This window comes from Vogesella indigofera, assembly GCF_003633895.1.
GTDB lineage: Bacteria > Pseudomonadota > Gammaproteobacteria > Burkholderiales > Chromobacteriaceae > Vogesella > Vogesella indigofera.
In genome coordinates this window covers 149060-168308 of record NZ_RBID01000020.1, presented here as the reverse complement: position 1 = coordinate 168308, position 19249 = coordinate 149060, and the positions used below count along the sequence as shown (strand labels likewise).

The 19249-nt window shown below is 66.8% G+C and carries 16 protein-coding genes; 10 read left to right on the top strand and 6 right to left on the bottom strand.

From position 1 onward, the window contains the following. Together C8E02_RS17080 and C8E02_RS17075 are read right to left on the bottom strand one after the other, a co-directional pair. Window positions 1-887: type VI secretion system Vgr family protein (locus C8E02_RS17080; protein WP_211329276.1), on the bottom strand; the 887-nt coding region annotated here is incomplete at its 3' end. A 230-nt stretch (window positions 888-1117) separates the two neighbouring features. Continuing rightward, window positions 1118-4615, bottom strand: a complete 3498-nt coding sequence (locus C8E02_RS17075) for an indolepyruvate ferredoxin oxidoreductase family protein (RefSeq protein ID WP_120812903.1) — start codon at window positions 4613-4615, stop codon at window positions 1118-1120. Window positions 4616-4990: 375 nt separating this feature from the next. Between C8E02_RS17075 and rarD the strand changes: the two genes are divergently transcribed. The 3 genes from rarD to C8E02_RS17060 all read left to right on the top strand — a co-directional run bounded on the left by rarD (window position 4991) and on the right by C8E02_RS17060 (window position 7152). Further along, entirely contained in the window at window positions 4991-5899 is a 909-nt protein-coding gene (gene rarD / locus C8E02_RS17070) for an EamA family transporter RarD (RefSeq protein ID WP_047967633.1), read from the top strand. 147 nt (window positions 5900-6046) lie between these two features. Beyond that, window positions 6047-6496, top strand: a complete 450-nt coding sequence (locus tag C8E02_RS17065) for a GNAT family N-acetyltransferase (RefSeq protein WP_120812900.1) — start codon at window positions 6047-6049, stop codon at window positions 6494-6496. Continuing rightward, window positions 6493-7152, top strand: coding sequence for an alanine--tRNA ligase-related protein (locus C8E02_RS17060; protein ID WP_120812897.1), 660 nt, complete (start codon window positions 6493-6495; stop codon window positions 7150-7152). The genes C8E02_RS17065 and C8E02_RS17060 overlap by 4 nt, the downstream gene beginning before the upstream one ends. Before the next feature lie 118 nt (window positions 7153-7270). Here the strand turns inward: C8E02_RS17060 and C8E02_RS17055 are convergent, their stop codons facing one another. Then, the gene (locus C8E02_RS17055; RefSeq protein ID WP_211329275.1) at window positions 7271-8146 is read right to left on the bottom strand and encodes a carboxylate/amino acid/amine transporter; all 876 of its coding nucleotides are present in this window, start codon (window positions 8144-8146) and stop codon (window positions 7271-7273) included. Window positions 8147-8242: 96 nt separating this feature from the next. On the opposite strand from C8E02_RS17055, the gene C8E02_RS17050 reads away from it, so the two are divergent. The 3 genes from C8E02_RS17050 to C8E02_RS17040 all read left to right on the top strand — a co-directional run bounded on the left by C8E02_RS17050 (window position 8243) and on the right by C8E02_RS17040 (window position 12724). After that, window positions 8243-8755: a MarR family winged helix-turn-helix transcriptional regulator gene (locus tag C8E02_RS17050; RefSeq protein ID WP_120812890.1), complete on the top strand. Its 513-nt coding sequence runs from the start codon at window positions 8243-8245 to the stop codon at window positions 8753-8755. A 197-nt stretch (window positions 8756-8952) separates the two neighbouring features. Then, complete coding sequence (locus C8E02_RS17045; protein WP_120812887.1) at window positions 8953-10839, top strand: tetratricopeptide repeat protein; 1887 nt, start codon at window positions 8953-8955, stop codon at window positions 10837-10839. A gap of 121 nt (window positions 10840-10960) precedes the next feature. Then, window positions 10961-12724, top strand: a complete 1764-nt coding sequence (locus C8E02_RS17040) for a tetratricopeptide repeat protein (RefSeq protein WP_120812885.1) — start codon at window positions 10961-10963, stop codon at window positions 12722-12724. Between the two features lie 65 nt (window positions 12725-12789). Here the strand turns inward: C8E02_RS17040 and C8E02_RS17035 are convergent, their stop codons facing one another. Continuing rightward, window positions 12790-13575, bottom strand: a complete 786-nt coding sequence (locus C8E02_RS17035; RefSeq protein ID WP_202902773.1) for an inositol monophosphatase family protein — start codon at window positions 13573-13575, stop codon at window positions 12790-12792. A gap of 173 nt (window positions 13576-13748) precedes the next feature. On the opposite strand from C8E02_RS17035, the gene C8E02_RS17030 reads away from it, so the two are divergent. Next, the gene (locus C8E02_RS17030; RefSeq protein ID WP_120812928.1) at window positions 13749-14477 is read left to right on the top strand and encodes a 16S rRNA (uracil(1498)-N(3))-methyltransferase; all 729 of its coding nucleotides are present in this window, start codon (window positions 13749-13751) and stop codon (window positions 14475-14477) included. 237 nt (window positions 14478-14714) lie between these two features. On the opposite strand, the gene C8E02_RS17025 is transcribed toward C8E02_RS17030, so the two are convergent. Both C8E02_RS17025 and C8E02_RS17020 read right to left on the bottom strand, forming a co-directional pair. Next, complete coding sequence (locus C8E02_RS17025; RefSeq protein WP_120812882.1) at window positions 14715-15296, bottom strand: hypothetical protein; 582 nt, start codon at window positions 15294-15296, stop codon at window positions 14715-14717. 35 nt (window positions 15297-15331) lie between these two features. Beyond that, window positions 15332-16201: a D-hexose-6-phosphate mutarotase gene (locus C8E02_RS17020; RefSeq protein WP_120812880.1), complete on the bottom strand. Its 870-nt coding sequence runs from the start codon at window positions 16199-16201 to the stop codon at window positions 15332-15334. A 119-nt stretch (window positions 16202-16320) separates the two neighbouring features. Here C8E02_RS17020 and C8E02_RS17015 point away from each other — a divergent pair, with 119 nt between their 5' ends. The 3 genes from C8E02_RS17015 (at window position 16321) to hutI (ending at window position 19246) form a co-directional block, all read left to right on the top strand. Continuing rightward, window positions 16321-17019: a dienelactone hydrolase family protein gene (locus C8E02_RS17015; RefSeq protein WP_120812877.1), complete on the top strand. Its 699-nt coding sequence runs from the start codon at window positions 16321-16323 to the stop codon at window positions 17017-17019. A gap of 67 nt (window positions 17020-17086) precedes the next feature. Further along, on the top strand, window positions 17087-17812 hold the full coding sequence (hutC, locus tag C8E02_RS17010; RefSeq protein ID WP_047967624.1) for a histidine utilization transcriptional repressor HutC: 726 nt from the start codon (window positions 17087-17089) through the stop codon (window positions 17810-17812). A 198-nt stretch (window positions 17813-18010) separates the two neighbouring features. After that, window positions 18011-19246, top strand: coding sequence for an imidazolonepropionase (gene hutI / locus C8E02_RS17005; protein ID WP_120812875.1), 1236 nt, complete (start codon window positions 18011-18013; stop codon window positions 19244-19246). Window positions 19247-19249 lie beyond the last annotated feature (3 nt).

Genomic DNA, 19249 nt, shown 5'->3' with positions numbered 1-19249 from the left:
TGCAGGCTGGATTGCAGGCGGGCACCATCCAGCCCCTGCTCGATCGCGGTCTCGTCGCCGCTGTGGCCGGTGGCCACCGGCTGGTAGTCGTAAGTGGTCAGCGCCACGCTGCCCGGCACGATCTGCCGGGCGCCGTCCCAGCGGGTGAGGCCGTCCTCCTCTTCCGTCGCATCGCTGCGGTGGAAACGCACGCGGTCAAGGTTGGCTGCCGGCAGGCTGTACGGATCGTCGAAGGCCAGCAGCTTGACCTGCGGGATATTCCCTCGCGACGCTGCGCTACCTCGCTCAGTCACACCACCCAGGTGCTCGTAGCGCCAGCTGAGACCTTCCTCGCGCAGCAGGCGGCAGATGAAGTCGTGGTCGGATTCGCGGTACTGCAGGCAGTAGCTGCGACTGGGCAGCGGGCCGGTAAGCATGAAGTCCAGCCCCTGCACCGCGGCGAACGGCGGGTTGGCCGCCGCGTGCTCGGCGAAAATCTGCCGCACGATGGCGTCCACCGACAAATCCTGGAACACGCGCGAGGTCTGGCGCAGGCGCAGCAGCGCAAACGGCGGTTCGATGGTGAGTGCGTAGCGAGCAAAGCCACCATCGCTGCCCAGTGTCTCGGCGGCGCTGACCACGCCGCAGCGCAGCGATTCGCGGCCGTCGGCGCCGGCAATGCCGAGCCGCACCGGCAGGCCGAGCAGCGATTTCAACTCGATGCCGTCGTCCGGCGCCAGGCACTCGACGCGGAAGCGGTAATCGCCGGCCAGCGCCTCGTCGCCGGACAAGGCCAGCGGCAACAGCGTCTCGCCCCAGCGGCTGCCGTCACCCAGTTGCAGGCTGAGCAGGCGCTGGTCCTGATTGAAGGCGGAGGCGAAGCTGGCGAGCAGGTCGGGGAGGTTCATGGCAGCGGCTCCGGAGCGGGACAAAGCCACGAATTATGCCAAAGAGTTACGCACTTGTCGTTAATGCCGAACGGATAACAGCCGGAGCGTGGTCCACTTTCCGCCATGTTGCTTGCCGTCGACAAGAAGGCCGGCAGCTTGCGCCAGTACTGCTGCGCGGGATCGGGGGCGGGCCGCACCATAAAAAAAGCGGGCCAGCGGCCCGCTCAAACACCCTCAAACATTGCCCGTTACGCCACCGCACCCTTGCCGGTGTGCGGTAACGCCTCGAACGCCTGCCGCAGTTCCGCCAGCTTGCCGCGGGCGCTGGCGAGGCCGGCGTCCTTGACATGGCCGAAGCCGCGAATGCCTTCGTACTGCTTGACCATCTCGGTGGCGGTGACCAGGTTGGCCGCGGTAAGCTTGCCGCACAGCTCGTCCACCAGCGTCTCGAACTCGACGATCAGCTGTCGCTCCAGCTTGCGGTCGGCCTGGTAGCCGAAAACATCCAGCGCGGTGCCGCGCAGCCGCTTGCCGTGGGCGATGATGGCCATTGCCTTCAGTGCCCACTGGCCGAGATTGATCTTGCGCGGCTGGTGGCCGGTCATCCAGCTGGCGCCGAAGTGGAAGGTCAGCTTCAGGTCGCCGTCGAACTGCGCCGCCAGCTCGCGCTGGAACACGCCGTCGCTGTACAGCCGCGCCACTTCGTACTCGTCCTTGTAGGCCAGCAGGTGGTAGTAGTTCTTCGCCACCGCCAGTGCCAGCGCGCTGCTGCCGGGACGGGCCTGCTCTTCGGCGGCCTGCACCCTGGCCACCAGCGCCTTGTAGCGCTCGGCCAGTTTTTCGTCCTGGTAGGCGACCAGTTCCTTGCTGCGATGGTGCAGCACGCCGTCCACCGTTTCACGTGGAACGAATTGCACCACCGCCGACGGCGACACCAGCGTTTCCACGCGCTGCAGGTCGTGCGCGGCGTGGCGGCCCCAGGTAAAGGCATCCTGGTTGAACTTCACCGCGGCGCCGTTCAGCTCGACGGCGGCCATGATCGCTTCCAGCGACACCGGCACCAGCCCCTGCTGCCAGGCATAGCCGAGCATGAACATGTTGGCGGCAATGCCGTCGCCCATCAGCGCGGTGGCGATGCGGGTGGCGTTGACCTCGGCAAAGTGGCTGCCGCCGACCGATTCGATGATCGCGTCCTTCATCGCCCGCGCCGGGAAACGCACGTCCGGGTTCTTCAGGAAGGCGCTGGTCGGCGATTCGTAGCTGTTGACCACCACGTGGCTGAAGCCCTCGCGCATCTTGGCCAGTGCTTCCTCGGCGGCGGTGACCACCAGGTCGCAGCCCAGCACCAGGTTGGCGTCGCCGGCGGCGATACGCACCGCGTGCAGCTTGTCCTGGCTGTCGGCGATGCGCACGTGCGACCACACCGAGCCACCTTTCTGCGCGAGGCCGGCCATGTCCAGCACGGTGATGCCCTTGTTGTCGAGGTGGGCGGCCATCGCCAGCACCTGGCCGATGGTGACCACACCGGTACCGCCGACGCCGGTAATCATGATGCCGTACGGCTCGTGCAGTGCCGGCAGCTTCGGATCCGGCAGCGTGCTCATGCTGTCAAGGCCGGCCTTGTTGCCGCCGGAGGACTTTTTCAGCTTGGCGCCGGAGACGCTGACAAAGCTGGGGCAGAAGCCCTCGACGCAGCTGTAGTCCTTGTTGCAGCTGCTCTGGTCGATCTTGCGCTTGCGGCCGAGCGCGGTTTCCACCGGCAGCACCGACAGGCAGCCGGATTTCTTGCCGCAGTCGCCACAGCCCTCGCACACGCGCTCGTTGATGAAGATGCGGCGGTCCGGGTCGGGGAATTCGCCACGTTTGCGGCGGCGGCGCTTCTCGGCGGCACAGGTCTGGTCGTGGATCAGGATGGTGACGCCTTCCAGCTCGCGCAGCTCTTTCTGGATGCGGTCCAGCTCGCGGCGGTGGAACACTTCCACCCCCGGCGCCAGGCCTTCCTTCAGTCCGTGCGCGGTGCGGTACTTGTCCGGGTCGTCACTGGTGATCACGATGCGGCCAACCCCTTCGGCGTGCACCTGGCGGGTGATCATCGGCACGTCCAGATAACCGTCGACGTGCTGGCCGCCGGTCATCGCCACCGCGTCGTTGTACAGGATCTTGTAGGTGATGTTGACCTTGCCGGCCACCGCGGCGCGGATCGCCAGCAGGCCGGAGTGGAAGTAGGTGCCGTCACCGAGGTTGGTGAAGATGTGCTTGGTGGTGGTGAACGGCGCCTGGCCCAGCCAGGTGATGCCTTCGCCGCCCATCTGGGTGAAGGTCTTGGTGCTGTCGCCCTCGATCCAGTGCGCCATGTAGTGGCAGCCGATGCCGGCCACCGCGCGGCTGCCTTCCGGCACCTTGGTCGACGTGTTGTGCGGACAGCCGGAGCAGTAGTGCGGGATGCGGTTGATCGCCTCGCGCGGCTGCACCAGCTGCGCTTCCTTGTCGTCGTAGAACTTCAGGCGGTCGTGGATCACCGGGCTGTCGAAGATGTTGGCCAGCCGGCTGGCGATGGCGCGCGCGATCATCGCCGGGGTCAGCTCGCCGGCGGCCGGCAGCAGCCAGTCGCCGTGCGGCAGCGCCCATTCGCCTTTTTCGGCGAACTTGCCCACCACGCGCGGGCGCACGTCGTCGCGCCAGTTGTACAGCTGTTCCTTGAGCTGGTATTCGATGATCTGGCGTTTTTCCTCGATCACCAGGATCTCGTCCAGGCCCTGCGCGAATTCGCGCACGCCTTCCGGCTCCAGCGGCCACACCATGCCCACCTTGAAGATGCGCAGGCCGATGTCGGCGGCCAGCGCCTCGTCGATGCCGAGGTCGTCCAGCGCCTGCATCACGTCGAGATAGGACTTGCCACAGGTGATGATGCCGAGGCGCGCCTTCGGCGAATCCAGCGTCACGTGGTTGAGCTTGTTGACGCGGGCGTAGGCCAGCGCCGCGTACAGGCGGTGGTGCAGCACGCGCTTTTCCTGCGCCAGCGGGGTGTCCGGCCAGCGGATGGACAGGCCGTCGGCCGGCAGCGGGAAGTCGTCGGGGATCACGCAGTTGACGCGATCCGGGCTGATGTCGACCACCGCCGAGCTTTCGATGGTATCGGTGATCGCCTTGATCGACACCCAGCAGCCGGAGTAGCGGCTCATCGCCCAGCCGTGCAGGCCGTAGTCGATCACCTCCTGCACGCCGGACGGCGACAGCACCGGGATCATGCTGGCGGCGAGGATGTGGTCGGACTGGTGCGGGAAGGTGGAGGATTTGGCGGCGTGGTCGTCGCCGCAGATCAGCAGCACGCCGCCGTGCTTGCTGGTACCGGCCACGTTGCCGTGCTTGATCACGTCGCCGGAGCGGTCCACGCCGGGGCCCTTGCCGTACCACAGCGCGTACACGCCTTCGTACTTGGCGCCGTCGAACATGTTGACCTGCTGCGTGCCCCATACCGCGGTGGCGGCCAGGTCTTCGTTGAGACCGGGGTGAAACACCACATTGTGTGCCTTGAGGTATTTCTCCGCCTTCTGCATGGTCTGGTCGACGTTGCCCAGCGGCGAGCCGCGGTAGCCGGTAACGTAGCCGGCGGTATTGAGGCCGGCGGCGCGGTCGCGCTCCTGCTGCATCATCGGCAGGCGCACCAGCGCCTGGATGCCGTTCAGCAATACCTGTCCGGTAGCTGCCGTGTATTTGTCTTCCAGTGCGACATGGCGAATCGACATGGTTTCTCCTCCATCATTCTCTGTGCTTGTGGCAACGGGGCGAGGCCGGCCTTGTGAGCGGCGCTTGCTGGCAATCTCTATCTCTAGTTGTAGCGCCTGTGGCGTCTTTTTGTGGCCGTGCCCGGCGCGCGCAGGTGGCGGCCGGACTACTGGGCGCAGACTAGGTGACGTAAACGTAAACGTCAACATAATTGTCGTTTCGCCGCGACAGCTGCGGCTTATGTGCCAGTGCAGCATGCGCGGCCGGCCGCGGCGGCAGAACACAGCGTTCCGCCCCCGCCATTGAGTAGACAGTCGGCGGGCGGTAGAGTGCACCCTTGACCCTGCCGCTACCGGCCACAAGCCGGCCTGCGGCCAACCTTTGCGGTGCCTCCCATGTCTACCTCCCGTCAGGAAACCTCGCGCGGCGTGCTGTATGCCGTCGGTGCCTTTTTCATCTGGGGCCTGTTCCCGCTGTACTGGAAGCCGCTGCACGACGTGCCGGCCTTGCAGATCCTGTGCCACCGCATCGTGTGGTCAGCCGTGTTCGTGGCGCTGATCCTGCTGCTGCAGCGCAACTGGGGCTGGCTGCTCGCCGCACTGCGCGATCCGCGGCGGGTGGCGATCTTTGCGGTATCGTCGCTGATGCTGTCGCTGAACTGGCTGATCTATATCTGGGCGGTCAACGAAGGCCGCGTGGTGGAGGCCAGCCTCGGCTACTTCATCAATCCGCTGGTCAACGTGCTGCTGGGACGGCTGTTTCTCGGCGAGCGGCTGACGCGGCCGCAGGCCGCCGCCGTTGCCTTCGCGACACTGGGGGTGGGCTGGCTGACGCTGACCGCCGGCAGCCCGCCATGGATTTCACTGAGTCTGGCCGGCAGCTTCGGCATTTACGGCCTGCTGCGCAAAAAGGCGACGCTGCCCTCGCTGGAAGGCCTGGCGCTGGAGACCTTCCTGATGACGCCGCTGGCCGCCATCGCGTTGCTGTGGTTCAACTGGCAGGGGCAGGGTGCCTTTGGCCAGCAAGGCACCGCCACCGACCTGCTGCTGCTCGGCGCCGGGGTGGTGACGGCCATTCCGCTGCTGCTGTTCGCCAGCGGTGCGCGACGGCTGAAACTGGCCACCGTCGGCCTGATCCAGTACCTCGGCCCCACCATCCAGCTGTTGCTGGGGGTATGGCTGTATAACGAGCCGTTCGGCAACGACCGCGCCATCGGCTTCGCGCTGATCTGGAGCGCTCTGGCGCTGTACTCCGGCGCCGGGCTGCTCAGCTACTGGAAGCAACGCCGCCTGCAGCAGGCGTAAACCGGCGCACGGCAACCACATGCGGCCAACCCTGGTTCAGGGTTGGCCGCATTGCTTTTGGCAGCGCGCTTCACACAGTGTTCTGCCCACCGCGCTTGCCGCCACGGCCAGCCGGCAGTAGCGTGACAGGCGACAACGGAGGCTGACATGAGCATCACATTCGATACCGACAAGCAGCGGCTGGACCGCGACATGGTGTACCGCTACCTGAGCGGCGAATCCTACTGGGCGCGCGGCCTGCCGCGCGACATCTTCGAGCGCTCGCTGGACGGTGCGCTGTGCATCGGCGGCTACGACGAGCACGGCCGGCAGGTGGCGTTTGCGCGCGTGATCAGCGATTTCGCCACCTTCGCCTACCTTGGCGACGTGTTCGTGCTGGACAGCGTGCGCGGCCAGGGCGTGGGCAAGGCGCTGATGAGCTACATCCAGGCCCATCCGCTGCTGCAAAACCTGCGCCGCTTCATGCTGGCCACCGCTGACGCCCACGGCCTGTACGCGCAGTACGGCTTTGCCGCACTGGGCGCACCGCAGCGCATCATGGAAAAAGTGGAGCCGGACATCTACCAGCGCCTGGCCGGTGGGCACGCCCAGCCATGACGCACAAAACCTTCTGGGACGACCCGTACCGGTGCGAGCTGGCCACGCAGGTCGCCACGGTGGACGGCGCGCGCGTCACGCTGCAGGCCACCATCTTCTACGCCGAGAGCGGCGGCCAGGAGAGCGACAGCGGCAGCATCGCCGGCCTGCCGGTGCTGCAGGCGGAAAAACTTGGCCGCGACATCGTCTACACCCTGGCCGCCGGCCACGGCCTGCAAGCCGGCGATGCGGTGACGGTGCGCATCGACTGGCCACGGCGCTATCGTCTGATGCGGCTGCACTTCGCCGCCGAGCTGGTACTGGAAACCATCGGCCAGACGCTGGCCGGCGTGGAGAAAATCGGCGCCCACATCGGCGAACACAAGGCGCGCATCGACTTCGCGCTGCCGCAGCCGATCACCCCGCAGCTGCCGGCACTGCAGGCCCGCATCGATGCGCTGATTGCGGCCAACCTGCCCATTACCAGCGCGTTTGCCGATGCGGCGAGCGAGCGTCGCTACTGGGAAATCGCCGGCTACGGCCGCGTACCGTGCGGCGGCACCCACCTCCAGCGCACCGCAGAGGTTGGCCGCATCGCGCTGAAACGCAAGAACGTCGGCAAGGGCAAGGAGCGGGTGGAGATCACGCTGCGGGACGATGGATCGTCTCCCGGATAACGGCGGAAGGCGTGCGGTATCCCGTTGCCCGGACGGCCACCGGCGCCGCGCCGGCCAGCCCCCGGCGACGCAAAAAAAGCCGCCCGTGGCGGGCGGCTTGCCTGACTGACGGGGCCACTCACCCCGCCCGCGCCGGGCGCCGACTGCTGGCCAGCTGCACGCACAGCACGCTGGCCAGCACCGTCACCATGCCGATCAGCGTCCAGCCGTGCAGGCGCTGCCCCAACGCCACCCAGCCCAGGATCACCGCCGCCACCGGGCTGAGCAGGCCCAGCGCCGACACCGCCACCGGCGGCAGCAGGCGCAGGCCGCGGAACCACAGGCCGTAGGCCAGCAGCGCGCCCACCAGCGACAGATAGGCGTAGCCCGCCACGTTGGCCGCAGACAGCGCCGGCAGCGGCGGATCCAGCCACAGCGCCGCCGGCAGCAGCATCAGGCCACCCAGTGCCAGCTGCCAGCCGGTCAGCGCCAGCAAGGGCAGGCTGCTGCCCCAGCGCCGCGCCAGATACATCCCCAGCGCCATCACCACCGCGCCGCCGGCGGCGGCCAGCACACCGATGCTGTCCCAGCGCGCGTTGCCGGCGTTCAGCAGCACCGCCATGCCGGCAAGGCCGGCGCAGGCGGCCAGCAACACCAGCGGCCGCGGCGTCTGCCGCTCCAGCCCCCACAGCAGGCCCATCATCAGCAGCGGCTGGATCGCACCCAGCACCGCGGCGATGCCGCCGGGCAGGCGGTAGGCGGCGACAAACAGCAAGGCCTGGAAGGCACCGATATTCAGCAGCGACAGCAGCAGCAGCCGTGGCCATTCCTGGCGCTGCGGCAGGTGGCGCGTCCACAGCAACAGCAGCAGGCCGGCCGGCAGCACGCGCAGCACGCCGGCGCTGAACGGCAGGCCGGCCGGCAGCCATTGCGTGGTTACCAGATAGGTGGAACCCCAGATCAGCGGCACCACGGCGGTCAGCAGGGTATCGCGCCACAGGCGGGAAGCAGGCATCACGGATTTATCTCCCATTCAAGATATAATCAGCGTATCGCCAATTTATCTTCAACTCAAGATATTTATCTTGAACACGAGCTATCCGGAGCCGGCATGGACACACTGAACACCCCCGACGCCGTGGACGCCATCCGCGCGCAGTGGCAGCGCGAGCGGCCCGACCTCGACACCCGCGACATGGCGCTGATCGGCCGCCTGGCCCGCTGCGCCGGCCAGCTGCAAAAGCGGCTCAACGACACCTTCGGCCAGTACGGCATCTGCAACTGGGAATTCGACGTGCTGGCCACGCTGCGCCGCAGCGGCGCGCCGTACTGCCTGGCACCCACCGCGCTGTTCTCCAGCCTGATGCTGTCCTCCGGCACCATGACGCGGCAGCTGCAACTGCTGGCCGAGCGCGGGCTGGTGGAGCGGCTGCCCAACCCGGCCGACGCGCGCAGCCTGCTGGTGCGGCTGACCCCGGACGGGCTGGCGCTGGTCGAGGCGGCGCTGGACGCCCACGTCGCCAATATGGCGGCCATCCTCGCCCCGCTGCCCGCCGAACCCCATGCCGCGCTCGACACCGGCCTGCGCCAGTTGCTGGCGGTACTGGAAGCTCCCGCGCCCTGAGCAGCCGCGCTGCCATGCAGATCATCGGCCGGCCCGGAGCGTCCGCGCCGGCCAGACCATCCCATGCGTCAAAAACAATGCGGCCAACCTTGTCCAAGGTTGGCCGCAGCCTTTTGTCATAAATCTATTCAGCCCAAGCTGCGCTTCCCGTATCCTGTACGCCTGTTTCACAGCCGACTGCTCCAGGATCTTGCCGAATGAAAACCCTCGCCCCGTTGGCGGCGCTGATATCCGCCCTGCTGTTACCCGCCGCGCACGCCGCCCTCACCACGCCCCCCGCCCAGAGCGCCGAGCAGATCGCAGAGCAGGTCGCCGCCGAACAGGGCGATGCCAATGCCCAGTTCCGGCTGGGTGTCCGCTACGAAAAGGGCTCCGGCGTGCCACAGGATTTTGCCAAGGCGGCGACGTGGTATCGCCAGGCCGCCACGCAAGGGATGCCCGAGGCGCAAAACAACCTGGCCGTGCTGTATCTGAACGGCCAAGGCGTAAATCAGAACGATGCCGAGGCCCTCGCGTGGTTCCGCAAGGCAGCAACACAGGGGCAGGCCGAGGCGCAACTAAACCTTGGCGCGATGCTGATGAATGGCCAAGGCACTCCCAAAAATGACGACGAGGCGGTTGTCTGGACCCGCAAGGCGGCGGCACAGGGTCAGCTCATGGCCGACTACAACCTTGCCATAATGATGCGGGAAGGTCGGGGACTTCCGCAGGATGACGCCGCAGCCGTGGCCTTGTTCCGCAAGGTTGCCGAGCAGGGAGTGGCCATAGCGCAGAGTAATCTTGGTCTCATGTACAAGCTCGGGCGAGGGGTAGCGCAGGATTACCAGCTTGCGCTGAGCTGGTTGCGCAAAGGGGTAGCGCAGAAATCGGCGATGGCACAAGCCAACCTCGGCGTGCTGTACCTGGAAGGCAAGGGTGTAGCCCAAGACGATAACGAAGCCGTGGTCTGGTTCCGCCTGGCTGCAGAGCAGGGACTGGCGCCAGCGCAGAACGACCTGGGGATAATGCTACAGAACGGCCGTGGCATCGCACAGAACGACACGGACGCCGCGTTCTGGTTTCGCAAGGCCGCCGAGCAGGGCGATGCCAGCGCGCAGTACAACCTGGCATTCATGTACGACACTGGCCGGGGGCTCGCGCAAGATCATGCCGAGGCGGTGAGGTGGTATCTCAAAGCGGCAAAACAGGATTTTCCGCAGGCACAGTATGCGTTGGGCACCATGTTTCAGAATGGCACTGGCACCGCTCAAAGTGACAAGGAGGCCATCCTCTGGTTTCGCAAGGCAGCCGAGCAAGGTCACGCCTTTGCCCAGGCCAGTCTGGCCCGGATGTACCTGGATGGACAGGGGGCGGAAAGTGATCTTCGCGCTGCCGCTGACTGGTTCCAGAAAGCGGCAGACGCGGGTGACCCCTTTGCCGGGCAAGAACTCAAAGCGCTGTTCGAAAACGACTTTGGCCTGAGCCAGGATGACATCCTGGCTGCCGCACAACTGCGGCAGGCGGCGTCACAAGGCAATGCGGTCGCCCAGCGCAAGATCGGGCTGATGTATGAGGCCGGCAAGGGCGTGCCATCGAGTACCGACCGGGCCGTCGTCTGGTATCGCAAGGCGGCGCTGCAGGGCGACCAGATTGCCCAGTACCGCCTCGGCGTGATGTACGAACAAGGCTGGGGCGTACTGCGCGACTTGCAACAGGCGCGGCACTGGTACGGCAAGGCCGCGGAACAGGGCGACGCCCGCGCCCAGAACGCGCTGGCAGACATCTATAACAATGCCCGCGGAGTCGCCGTCGATTCAACGGTTGCGGCGACCTGGTACCGCAAGGCCGCCGAACAGGGCCTGCCCCAGGCGCAGTTCAATCTCGGCCGCATGTACGAGAAGGCCTGGGGGGTTGAGCAGGACGTGGCTCAGGCTCTGGCCTGGTACCGGAAAGCCGCCGACAAGGGCGTGCCGGACGCCCAGTACCGGCTGGGCCTGTTTTACCAGGACGGAATCGGGGTAGCCAAGGACGAAGCGCTGGCGCTGGGCTGGTTCCGCAAGGCGGCGGAGCAGGATCTACCGGAAGCCAAAGCCAAGCTGGAATAAGCTGCCCTCCCTTCCTGCAACCGTTGCGGCCAACCTTTTGTCATAAAATTATTCAGCCCAACCAGCGCTTCCCGTATCCTGTACACCTGTTTCACTGCCAACTGCTTCAGGATTTTGCCGAATGAAACCCCTCGCCACGCTGGCGACGCTGATGTCCGCCCTGCTGTTACCCACCGCCGCGCACGCCGCCCTCACCACGCCCCCGGCCCAGAGCACCGAACAGATCGCCGAGCAGGTCGCAGCCGAACAGGGTAACGCCAGAGCCCAGTTCAATATCGCGTGGCGCTATCAGCAGGGCGACGGGGTGGCGCAAGACTTTGCCCAAGCCGTGTTGTGGTATCGCAAGGCCGCCGAGCAGGGCCTGGCGGAAGCCCAGTTCAACCTCGCCCAGCTCTATCTCTCCGGACAGGGGACAGCACAGGATACCGCTGCCGCTTTCGCCCTGCTGCGCAAGGCCGCCAAACAAGGCTCCACCAAAGCGATGGGCACTCTCGGCATCCAGCTGCTGCAGCACCACGAAGAGCCGCAAGGTTATACAGAGGCTTTTGACTGGCTCCAGAAGGGCGCACGACAAGGAGACGCCGACTGCCAGTACTACCTGGGCTATGTGTACCAACACGGGCTGGGCATCAAGGATCCGGCCCAGGCGCTGGCGTGGTATCGCAAGGCCGCCGAGCAGGGCCAGGCGCAAGCGCAGAATGAGCTAGGCTCCGCATACCAGTATGGACAACTGGTGGCCATGGATTTTGCCGAAGCCGAACGCTGGTACAGCAAAGCCGCGGCACAAGGCCATCCGGAGGCAAAACTCAATCTGCACTACCTATTCCTCAGTTCCAATGGCCTCAGCAGGGAAACCATCCTGGCCGCCCATCAGTACCGGCAGGCTGCACAGCAAGGCGATGCCAACGCCCAGTATCTGACGGGCCTGATGCACGAGTCGGGCAAGGGTTTGCCAAGCGATATCCATCAGGCGGCCGGGTGGTACCGCAAGGCAGCGGAACAGGGTATGGCAGCCGCCCAATACAAACTGGGCCTGCAGTACAAAAACGGCCAGGGCGTCACCCAGAGTTTCAGCGACGCGGCAACGTGGTTGCGCAAGGCTGCCGAACAGGGTTTGGCCACGGCACAGGACAGCCTCGGGCAGATGTACCAGTACGGCCTGGGCGTGGACCAGAATGCCACCGAGGCCGTGACGTGGTACCGCAAGGCCGCCGAGCAAGGGCTGGCATCGGCGCAGACCCATCTGGGCGAAATGCTGCAGCATGGCCGCGGGGTCGACATGGATTTCGCCGCCGCCGAAAGCTGGTTCCTCAAGGCTGCGGCGCAAGGCGATACCCATGCCAAATGGCGCCTGAACGGCCTGTTCGAGAACCACGTAGGCCTCAGCCGGCAGGATCTGCTGACGGCAAGCCGGCAACAGCAGGCCGCGCAAACAGGGGATGCCAGGGCGCAACGCCTGCTGAGGCAGTTGTACGAGAGCGGCAAGGGTCGACCGCGCGATGATGCCCAGGCCGCGGCCTGGTACCGCAAGGCCGCGGAGCAGGGCGACCGCGTCGCCCGCAACAATCTGGGCAAACTCTACGCCGAAGGACGCGGCGTCCCCTACGACTGGTCCCGGGACGTGCACTGGTACCAGCTGGCGGCCGGGCAGGGCTATGCGCCGGCGCAGAACAATCTGGGCAATATGTATCGCTACGGGCAGGGCGTTGCCATGAATGCGGAACAGGCGGTGCAGTGGTATCGCAAGGCAGCGGAACAGGGATTGAGCGACGCGCAGTTCAATCTGGCAACGATGTTGCTGAACGGTCAGGGCGTGCCTCGGGATGAACGCGAGGCCGACATCTGGTTTGACAAGGCAGCAAGGCGGCCTCCGCCGCAGCCTTGATCCCAATAAAAACTGCGGCCAACCTTGTCCAAGGTTGGCCGCATCGTTTCCGGGTATCCGCCGGTTTACTGGTTGGCGCGCACCCAGCGGTGCCAGTGGCCGAACAGCTCCGGGTCCAGCGCCGCGATCACCGAGCGCTTCCACAGCGTGTCCGTCCAGTAGTCATCGGTATTGAGGCTGGCGATGCGGCCGCCGGCTTCTTCCAGGATCACCGCGCCGGCGGCGTAGTCCCACAGCCGCTGGCCGCCGTGCAGGTACAGGTCGTAACGGCCGGCGGCGAGGAAGCACCAGTCCAGCGTGCTGGAGCCCATGCTGCGCTGGCTGCCGAACGGCGCCACGCTGTTCATGCGCGCCGCCAGCTTGCCGGAGCGCAGGTACTTGATCTCCACCGCGGCGATGGCGTCGCCCATGCTGTTGCGCGTGGTCTTCAGCGGCAGGCGGTTGCCGTTGAGGTAGGCGCCCTTGCCGCGCCGCGCGTAGAACATCTCGTCGGCCACCGGGTTGTAGATCACCCCCAGCTCGCTGATGCCGTTCACCATCAGCGCCACCGAGATGGCGAAGTAGGGCAGGCCGTTGACGAAGTTGGTGGTGCCGTCGATGGGATCGACCACCCACAGCCCGTCCGGATTGGCCGCCCACAGCGCGTCCTGTTCCTCGCGCGTCATTTCCTCGCCCAGCACCGGGTGCGGCAGGATCAGCGGCAGGTCGCGCTGCAGTGCCTGCTGGCAGCCAAGATCGGCCTCGGTAAACAGCGAACCGTCGTCCTTGCGCGTCTTGCCGACGCGCAAAAAGCGCGGCATGACCTCGGTCTGGGCCACGTTACGAACGGTACGGATGACCTCGTCGACCACCTGCATGCGCTTCTCCTGGCGCGTCCGCCGGTCAGCGGACGGGTTAACACGGTTGGCAGGCCGGTGGGCCCGCACCTCAAGCCGTCCCCGCGGGGGCGAATTGAAAACAGTGGTTGTTGCAATTGCAGCAAAACAAGCAAAATACCGCCATCACCACAGACTTTCAACACACCATGCCCAGGTTTTTTGTTGCCACACCCCTCGCCGGCCTGCGTTCGCTGTCCCTTCCCGACCATGTCGTGCGCCATGTACAGGTATTGCGGCTGAAAGAAGGCGACGCCATCACCCTGTTCGACGGCCGTGGCGGCGAGTACCAGGCCACGCTCACCGCCATCGCCAAGCGCGATGCCGACTGCGACATCAGCCGCTTCGACGACAGCAGCCGCGAGTCGCCGCTGTGGCTGGGACTGGCGCAGGCGATCTCCAGCGGCGACCGCATGGAGTTCACGCTGCAGAAGGGGGTGGAGATGGGCGTCAGCGTGTTCCAGCCGCTGATGACCGAGCGCAGCATCGTCAAGCTGGCCGGCGACCGCGCCGACAAGCGCCTCGCACGCTGGCAGGAGATCATCGTCTCCGCCTGCGAGCAGTGCGGGCGCAATACCATCCCCGAGGTGCTGCCTATCCTGACGCTGAAACAGTGGCTGGCGGCGAAGCCGGACGGCGACGCGCACCTGGTGCTGTCGCCGCTGGGTACGCAGCGGCTGGCCGATATCGCGCAGGCGCCGGCACGCGCGTGGCTGATGGCGGGGCCGGAAGGCGGGCTGTCGGCGGCGGAAGAAGCGGCGGCGATCGGCGGCGGCTGGACGCCGCTCAAGCTCGGCCCGCGCATCCTGCGCACCGAAACCGCGGCGCTGGCGGCGGCGGCGGCGATGCAGACGGTGTGGGGCGACTACGGCGCCTGAGACCGCGCCCGGCCGTTAAGAGCCGCGAACAAACCCCCTGATCCTGCGTTGCGCCTCCTTGCCGTACGACGTGTACTGTCTGCATCGGCACGCCTTGGCTCAGCTGCTCTGCGAGGTTTTGTTCGCGGCGCTAAAGCGATGCGGCCAACCTTGGCCGCAACCCCCTCGCCCGAATCCTTCCCCAAAAAGCAAAACGGTGGCTGCATGCCACCGTTTTGCTTGTCTGTCACTCGCCGCTCAGTGCCCGCTGCGGCGGTAGATCAGGCGCCGGTCAAACAGCGCCTCGTACTGGCTGAGGCGGAACTGGCCCTCTTCCGGCACCGCGCGGTCGTAGTTGTAGCGCTGGCCCTGGTATTCGATCCACGCCACGATCGGCAGGCCGAGATAGCTGCCGACCGTTTCCGGCGACTTGGTCACCTCGCTGTCGGCCAGCAGCAGGCCGACGCGCTCCTGCGTCACCACCGCGTCCTGCTCGTCGCCGACCACCGTCGCCAGCGGTTTCAGCGGGATGCCGCGCCGGCGCAGCTGCCGCGCGTGCCACAGCATCAGCCAACGCACCATCAGCGTCGGCAGCAGCACCGGGTGCACCTGCTTGCTGTCGTCGAACATGCACTTCACTTCAAAACGGTTGCCGCATTGCGGGCATTCGGCGCGTGCCAGGATGAACACGCGGTCGACCACCAGCAGCGCCACGCCGTGCATGGCCGGCGATTTGACCAGTTTCTTGCAGTGCGGGCAGTGCTTGGCAAAGCTGCTGACCTTGACGCCGCTGGGGAACACCTGCGGCAGGAATCGATCAAGTCGATCGGGCTTGAGCATACTCGTCACGCTCCGGTGTATCAGGTAAAGCGCGATTATAACGCCGCGACGCGCAGCTGCTGCGTCAGACTGTGCGCCTCGCCGGCGGCCAGCACCCGCGCGTCGGCGCCGGCATTGGCCGCCTCCAGGCACAGGAAATGCTGCCAGCCGTCGGCGGGCAGATCGCCAAGCTTGGCCGCACCCTGCTGCCACGGCGTCCACACCACGGTGCTGGCGCTGCCGCTGCTGGACAGCTGCAGCCGGCGCTGCCAGCCGGCATCGTCCAGTTGCAGCGGCGCGGCGCTGGCCACGACCGCATCGGTGGCCGCCTGCGGCGTCCAGTCGCCGTCCGGCCAGCTCTTGAACCGGCCGTCGAGCTTGTCATGGTACGGCGCCTGCGCCAGGCCCTGCAGGCGCAGCTGGCGGATATTGCTGACCGCGACATAGCTGTGCAGCGCCTGGCTCAGCGGCTGCGGCGTCTTGCCGAGGTTGCGCGTGGTCAGCGTCAGCGACAGCTGCTGCGGGGCCAGCAGCAGCGTCAGCGACGCCTGCAGCTCGCCCTCGCGCGGGCCGTTGAGGCTGAGGTGGAAGCCGTCGTCACTGCGCACCACCGCGTTCACCGTCCACAGCGCGGTGCGCGCCACGCCGTGCTGCGGGCGGCTGCTGTCGCCGGGGTGGGGGCCGAACCACGGCCAGCACAGCGGGATGCCGCCGCGGATGGCCTTGCCCGGCTGCAGCTGCGCCTGCGGCGACAGGTACAGCAGCGGCTGGCCGCCGGCGGGGATGAAATCGAGCAGCTGGCCGCCGTACAGGCTGAACACGGCGCTGAAATCCGGGTGGCTGAAGGCGAGGCCGGGCATGCCGGGGGCCAGTTCGATGGCACGCACGCCGGCGGGCAGCAGGTCGGGGTGGACAGGGTGGGTCATGATGACATCCTTGCAGGCGTAGTAGCGGTGTGACGGCTACAATGCAACAGTTTCTGCCGGCTTGCCAAGCGCGCCATGCCGCCGGCGTTCCGCGTTCCAACCCCATAAGGAGTGATGCCGTGAATTCACGCTGGATCGACATTCAAACCGCACAAGGCGAAACCTTCTCCGGCTACCTGACGCTACCGCCGACCGGCAGCGGCCCCGGCATCGTGCTGGTGCAGGAGATCTGGGGCGTCAACGAACACATCCGCGCCGTGGCCGAGCAGTACGCACTGGACGGCTACGTGGTGCTGGCGCCGGACGTGTTCTGGCGGCTGAGCCCGCGCGTGGACCTCGCCTACGACGACGCCGGCAGCCAGCAGGCCTTCGGCTACTACCAGCGGGTGGATACCGCGCTGGCGGCCAGCGACGTGGCGGCGGCGGTGGCCACGCTGCGCGCCCTGCCGCAAGTCAGCGGCAAGGTGGCGACGCTGGGCTTCTGTCTGGGCGGCCAGCTGGCCTATCGCGCCGCGGCGCTGAGCCAGGCCGATGCCGCGGTGTGCTACTACGGCGGCGGCATCCAGCAGCACCTGGACGTGGCCGCCGACATCGGCATGCCTATCCTGTTCCACTACGCGGCACAGGACGGCCACATCAGCCAGGACATGGTGGCGGCGGTGAAGGCGGCGTTTGCCGGCAAGCCGAACGCGGTGTTCCACGACTACGCCGGTGTCGATCACGGCTTCAACTGCTGGGGCCGGCCGATGTACGACCAGCGCGCCGCGGCGCTGGCGCACGGCCGCAGCCTGCAATTTCTCGCCGCCCACCTCGACTGAGGCACCACGCGCGGTCGCCCGCCGGCGGCCGCGCCTTTTTCCGTCCGTTTCAGCTTACAATCGCCGCATGAGCACGCCCAAACCCGCCTCCAAGCCGCACTACCTGCGCATCCGCGATTTCATTCTAGACGGTATCAAGAGCCGCAGCTTCGCCCCCGGTGCCAAGATTCCGCCCGAGGTCGAGCTGGCGAAGCAGTTCGGCGTGTCGCGCATGACCGTCAACAAGGCGATCCGCGATCTGGCCGAGGCCGGCGTGCTGCTGCGCTACGCCGGCGACGGCACCTACGTCGCCGAACGCAAGGCGGAATCGCCGCTGCTCGACGTCAACAACATCGCCGAGGAGATCGCCAGCCGCGGCCACGCCTACCGCGCCGAGGTGCACTTCGTGCGCGAGGAAGCCGCCAGCGAGGAAGTGGCGCTGCGACTGGCGCTGGGCGTCGGCATGCCGGTGTTCCACTCGCTGATCGTGCACTTCGAGGACGACACCCCGATCCAGCTCGAAGACCGCTACATCAATCCGCAATGGGCGCCGGACTACCTGGCGCAGCAGTTCCAGCGCGAGACGCCGAACGCCTATCTGATGCGCGCCTGCCCGCTGACCGATGTCGAGCACACCGTCGAGGCGGTGCTGCCGGATGCGCAGGCGCAGAGCCTGCTCGGGCTGCAGGCCAGCGAGCCCTGCCTGCGCGTGCTGCGCCGCACCTGGTCCGGCAAGCACCTGGTCAGCTTCGCGCGGCTGCTGCACCCCGGCGCCGGCTACAAGCTGCGCTCGCAGACGCGGGTACGCAAATAGTAAATGTATATACATTTACGCAACAACCGGAAACAGGCCACGCCAGCGCGTGGCCTTTTGTTTTTATTGGCTTTTTTGCCAGATTGACGACCCGGCGCGTCGCGCACTGCCAACAATCCCGTCGCAGAAAAATCTTGACGCCCGCCTTGCGATCAACTAAATGTATATACAATTCATCGCAAAACAGCGGACACCACCATGAGCAGCAACAGCGACACCCTGTGGATCAACGCCCGTCTCGCCACCTTCGACGCGGCCAACCTTGCGCCCTACGGCGCGCTGGACGGTCACGCGCTGTGGCTGCGTGACGGCCGCATCCACGCAGTGCTGCCGCAAGAGCAGGCGCTGGCCGCCTTCGCCGGCGGCGGCGAGGTGCGCGACGCCAAGGGTGCCTGGATCACCCCCGGCTTCATCGACTGCCACACCCACCTGGTGTACGGCGGCAACCGTGCCGCGGAATGGGAAAAGCGCCTCACCGGCGTGCCTTACCAGCAGATCGCGGCCGAAGGCGGCGGCATCATCTCCACCGTGCGCGCCACCCGTGGCCTGGACGAGGACGAGCTGGCGCTCACCAGCCTGCCGCGGCTGAAGGCGCTGATGAAGGAAGGCGTCACCACCATCGAGATGAAGTCCGGCTACGGCCTGACGCTGGCCGACGAGCTGAAACAGCTGCGCGCCGCGCGCCGGCTGGAAGCGGCGCTGCCGTTGGAAGTGGCCACCACGCTGCTGTCGGCGCACGCGCTGCCGCCGGAATTCGCCGGCGATGCCGACGGCTACATCCGCCACGTGTGCGAGGTGATCATCCCCGCCGCCGCGCAGGAAGGGCTGGCCGAGGCGGTGGACGTGTTCTGCGAAGGCGTCGGCTTTTCGCCGGCGCAGACCCGCCAGGTGTTCGAGGCCGCCCGCGCGCATGGCCTGAAGGTGAAGGGTCACGTCGAGCAGCTGTCCAACCTGCATGGCGCCGCGCTGGTGGCCGAGTTCGGCGGCCTGTCCGCCGACCATATCGAATATCTGGACGACGCCGGCGTCGCTGCCTTGGCCAAGTCCGGCACCGTGGCCGTGCTGCTGCCCGGCGCCTACTACTTCCTGCGCGAGACGCAGAAACCGCCGGTGGACAAGCTGCGCGCCGCCGGTGTGGCGATGGCGGTGTCCACCGACCTGAACCCCGGCACCAGCCCGTTTGCCTCCATCCGGCTCGCGATGAACCAGGCCTGCGTGCTGTTCGGCCTGACGCCGGAAGAGGCACTGCGCGGCACCACCCGCCACGCGGCGCAGGCGCTGGGTCGCGGCGCCACGCACGGCCAGCTGGCCGCCGGCTTTGTCGCCGACCTGCTGCTGTGGGACATCGACCATCCGGCCGAGATCGTGTACGGCCTCGGCACCAACCCGCTGACCCGCCGCGTGTTCCGTGGCGTGGTGCAGCACGAGGGATAAACC

What these genes read in the sequence shown, in the direction of transcription:
- C8E02_RS17075 (WP_120812903.1), bottom strand. Translation starts at nt 4,615, where the DNA reads ATGTCGATTCGCCATGTCGCACTGGAAGACAAATACACGGCAGCTACC.
- rarD (WP_047967633.1), top strand. Translation starts at nt 4,991, where the DNA reads ATGTCTACCTCCCGTCAGGAAACCTCGCGCGGCGTGCTGTATGCCGTC.
- C8E02_RS17065 (WP_120812900.1), top strand. Translation starts at nt 6,047, where the DNA reads ATGAGCATCACATTCGATACCGACAAGCAGCGGCTGGACCGCGACATG.
- C8E02_RS17060 (WP_120812897.1), top strand. Translation starts at nt 6,493, where the DNA reads ATGACGCACAAAACCTTCTGGGACGACCCGTACCGGTGCGAGCTGGCC.
- C8E02_RS17055 (WP_211329275.1), bottom strand. Translation starts at nt 8,146, where the DNA reads ATGCCTGCTTCCCGCCTGTGGCGCGATACCCTGCTGACCGCCGTGGTG.
- C8E02_RS17050 (WP_120812890.1), top strand. Translation starts at nt 8,243, where the DNA reads ATGGACACACTGAACACCCCCGACGCCGTGGACGCCATCCGCGCGCAG.
- C8E02_RS17045 (WP_120812887.1), top strand. Translation starts at nt 8,953, where the DNA reads ATGAAAACCCTCGCCCCGTTGGCGGCGCTGATATCCGCCCTGCTGTTA.
- C8E02_RS17040 (WP_120812885.1), top strand. Translation starts at nt 10,961, where the DNA reads ATGAAACCCCTCGCCACGCTGGCGACGCTGATGTCCGCCCTGCTGTTA.
- C8E02_RS17030 (WP_120812928.1), top strand. Translation starts at nt 13,749, where the DNA reads ATGCCCAGGTTTTTTGTTGCCACACCCCTCGCCGGCCTGCGTTCGCTG.
- C8E02_RS17025 (WP_120812882.1), bottom strand. Translation starts at nt 15,296, where the DNA reads ATGCTCAAGCCCGATCGACTTGATCGATTCCTGCCGCAGGTGTTCCCC.
- C8E02_RS17020 (WP_120812880.1), bottom strand. Translation starts at nt 16,201, where the DNA reads ATGACCCACCCTGTCCACCCCGACCTGCTGCCCGCCGGCGTGCGTGCC.
- hutC (WP_047967624.1), top strand. Translation starts at nt 17,087, where the DNA reads ATGAGCACGCCCAAACCCGCCTCCAAGCCGCACTACCTGCGCATCCGC.
- hutI (WP_120812875.1), top strand. Translation starts at nt 18,011, where the DNA reads ATGAGCAGCAACAGCGACACCCTGTGGATCAACGCCCGTCTCGCCACC.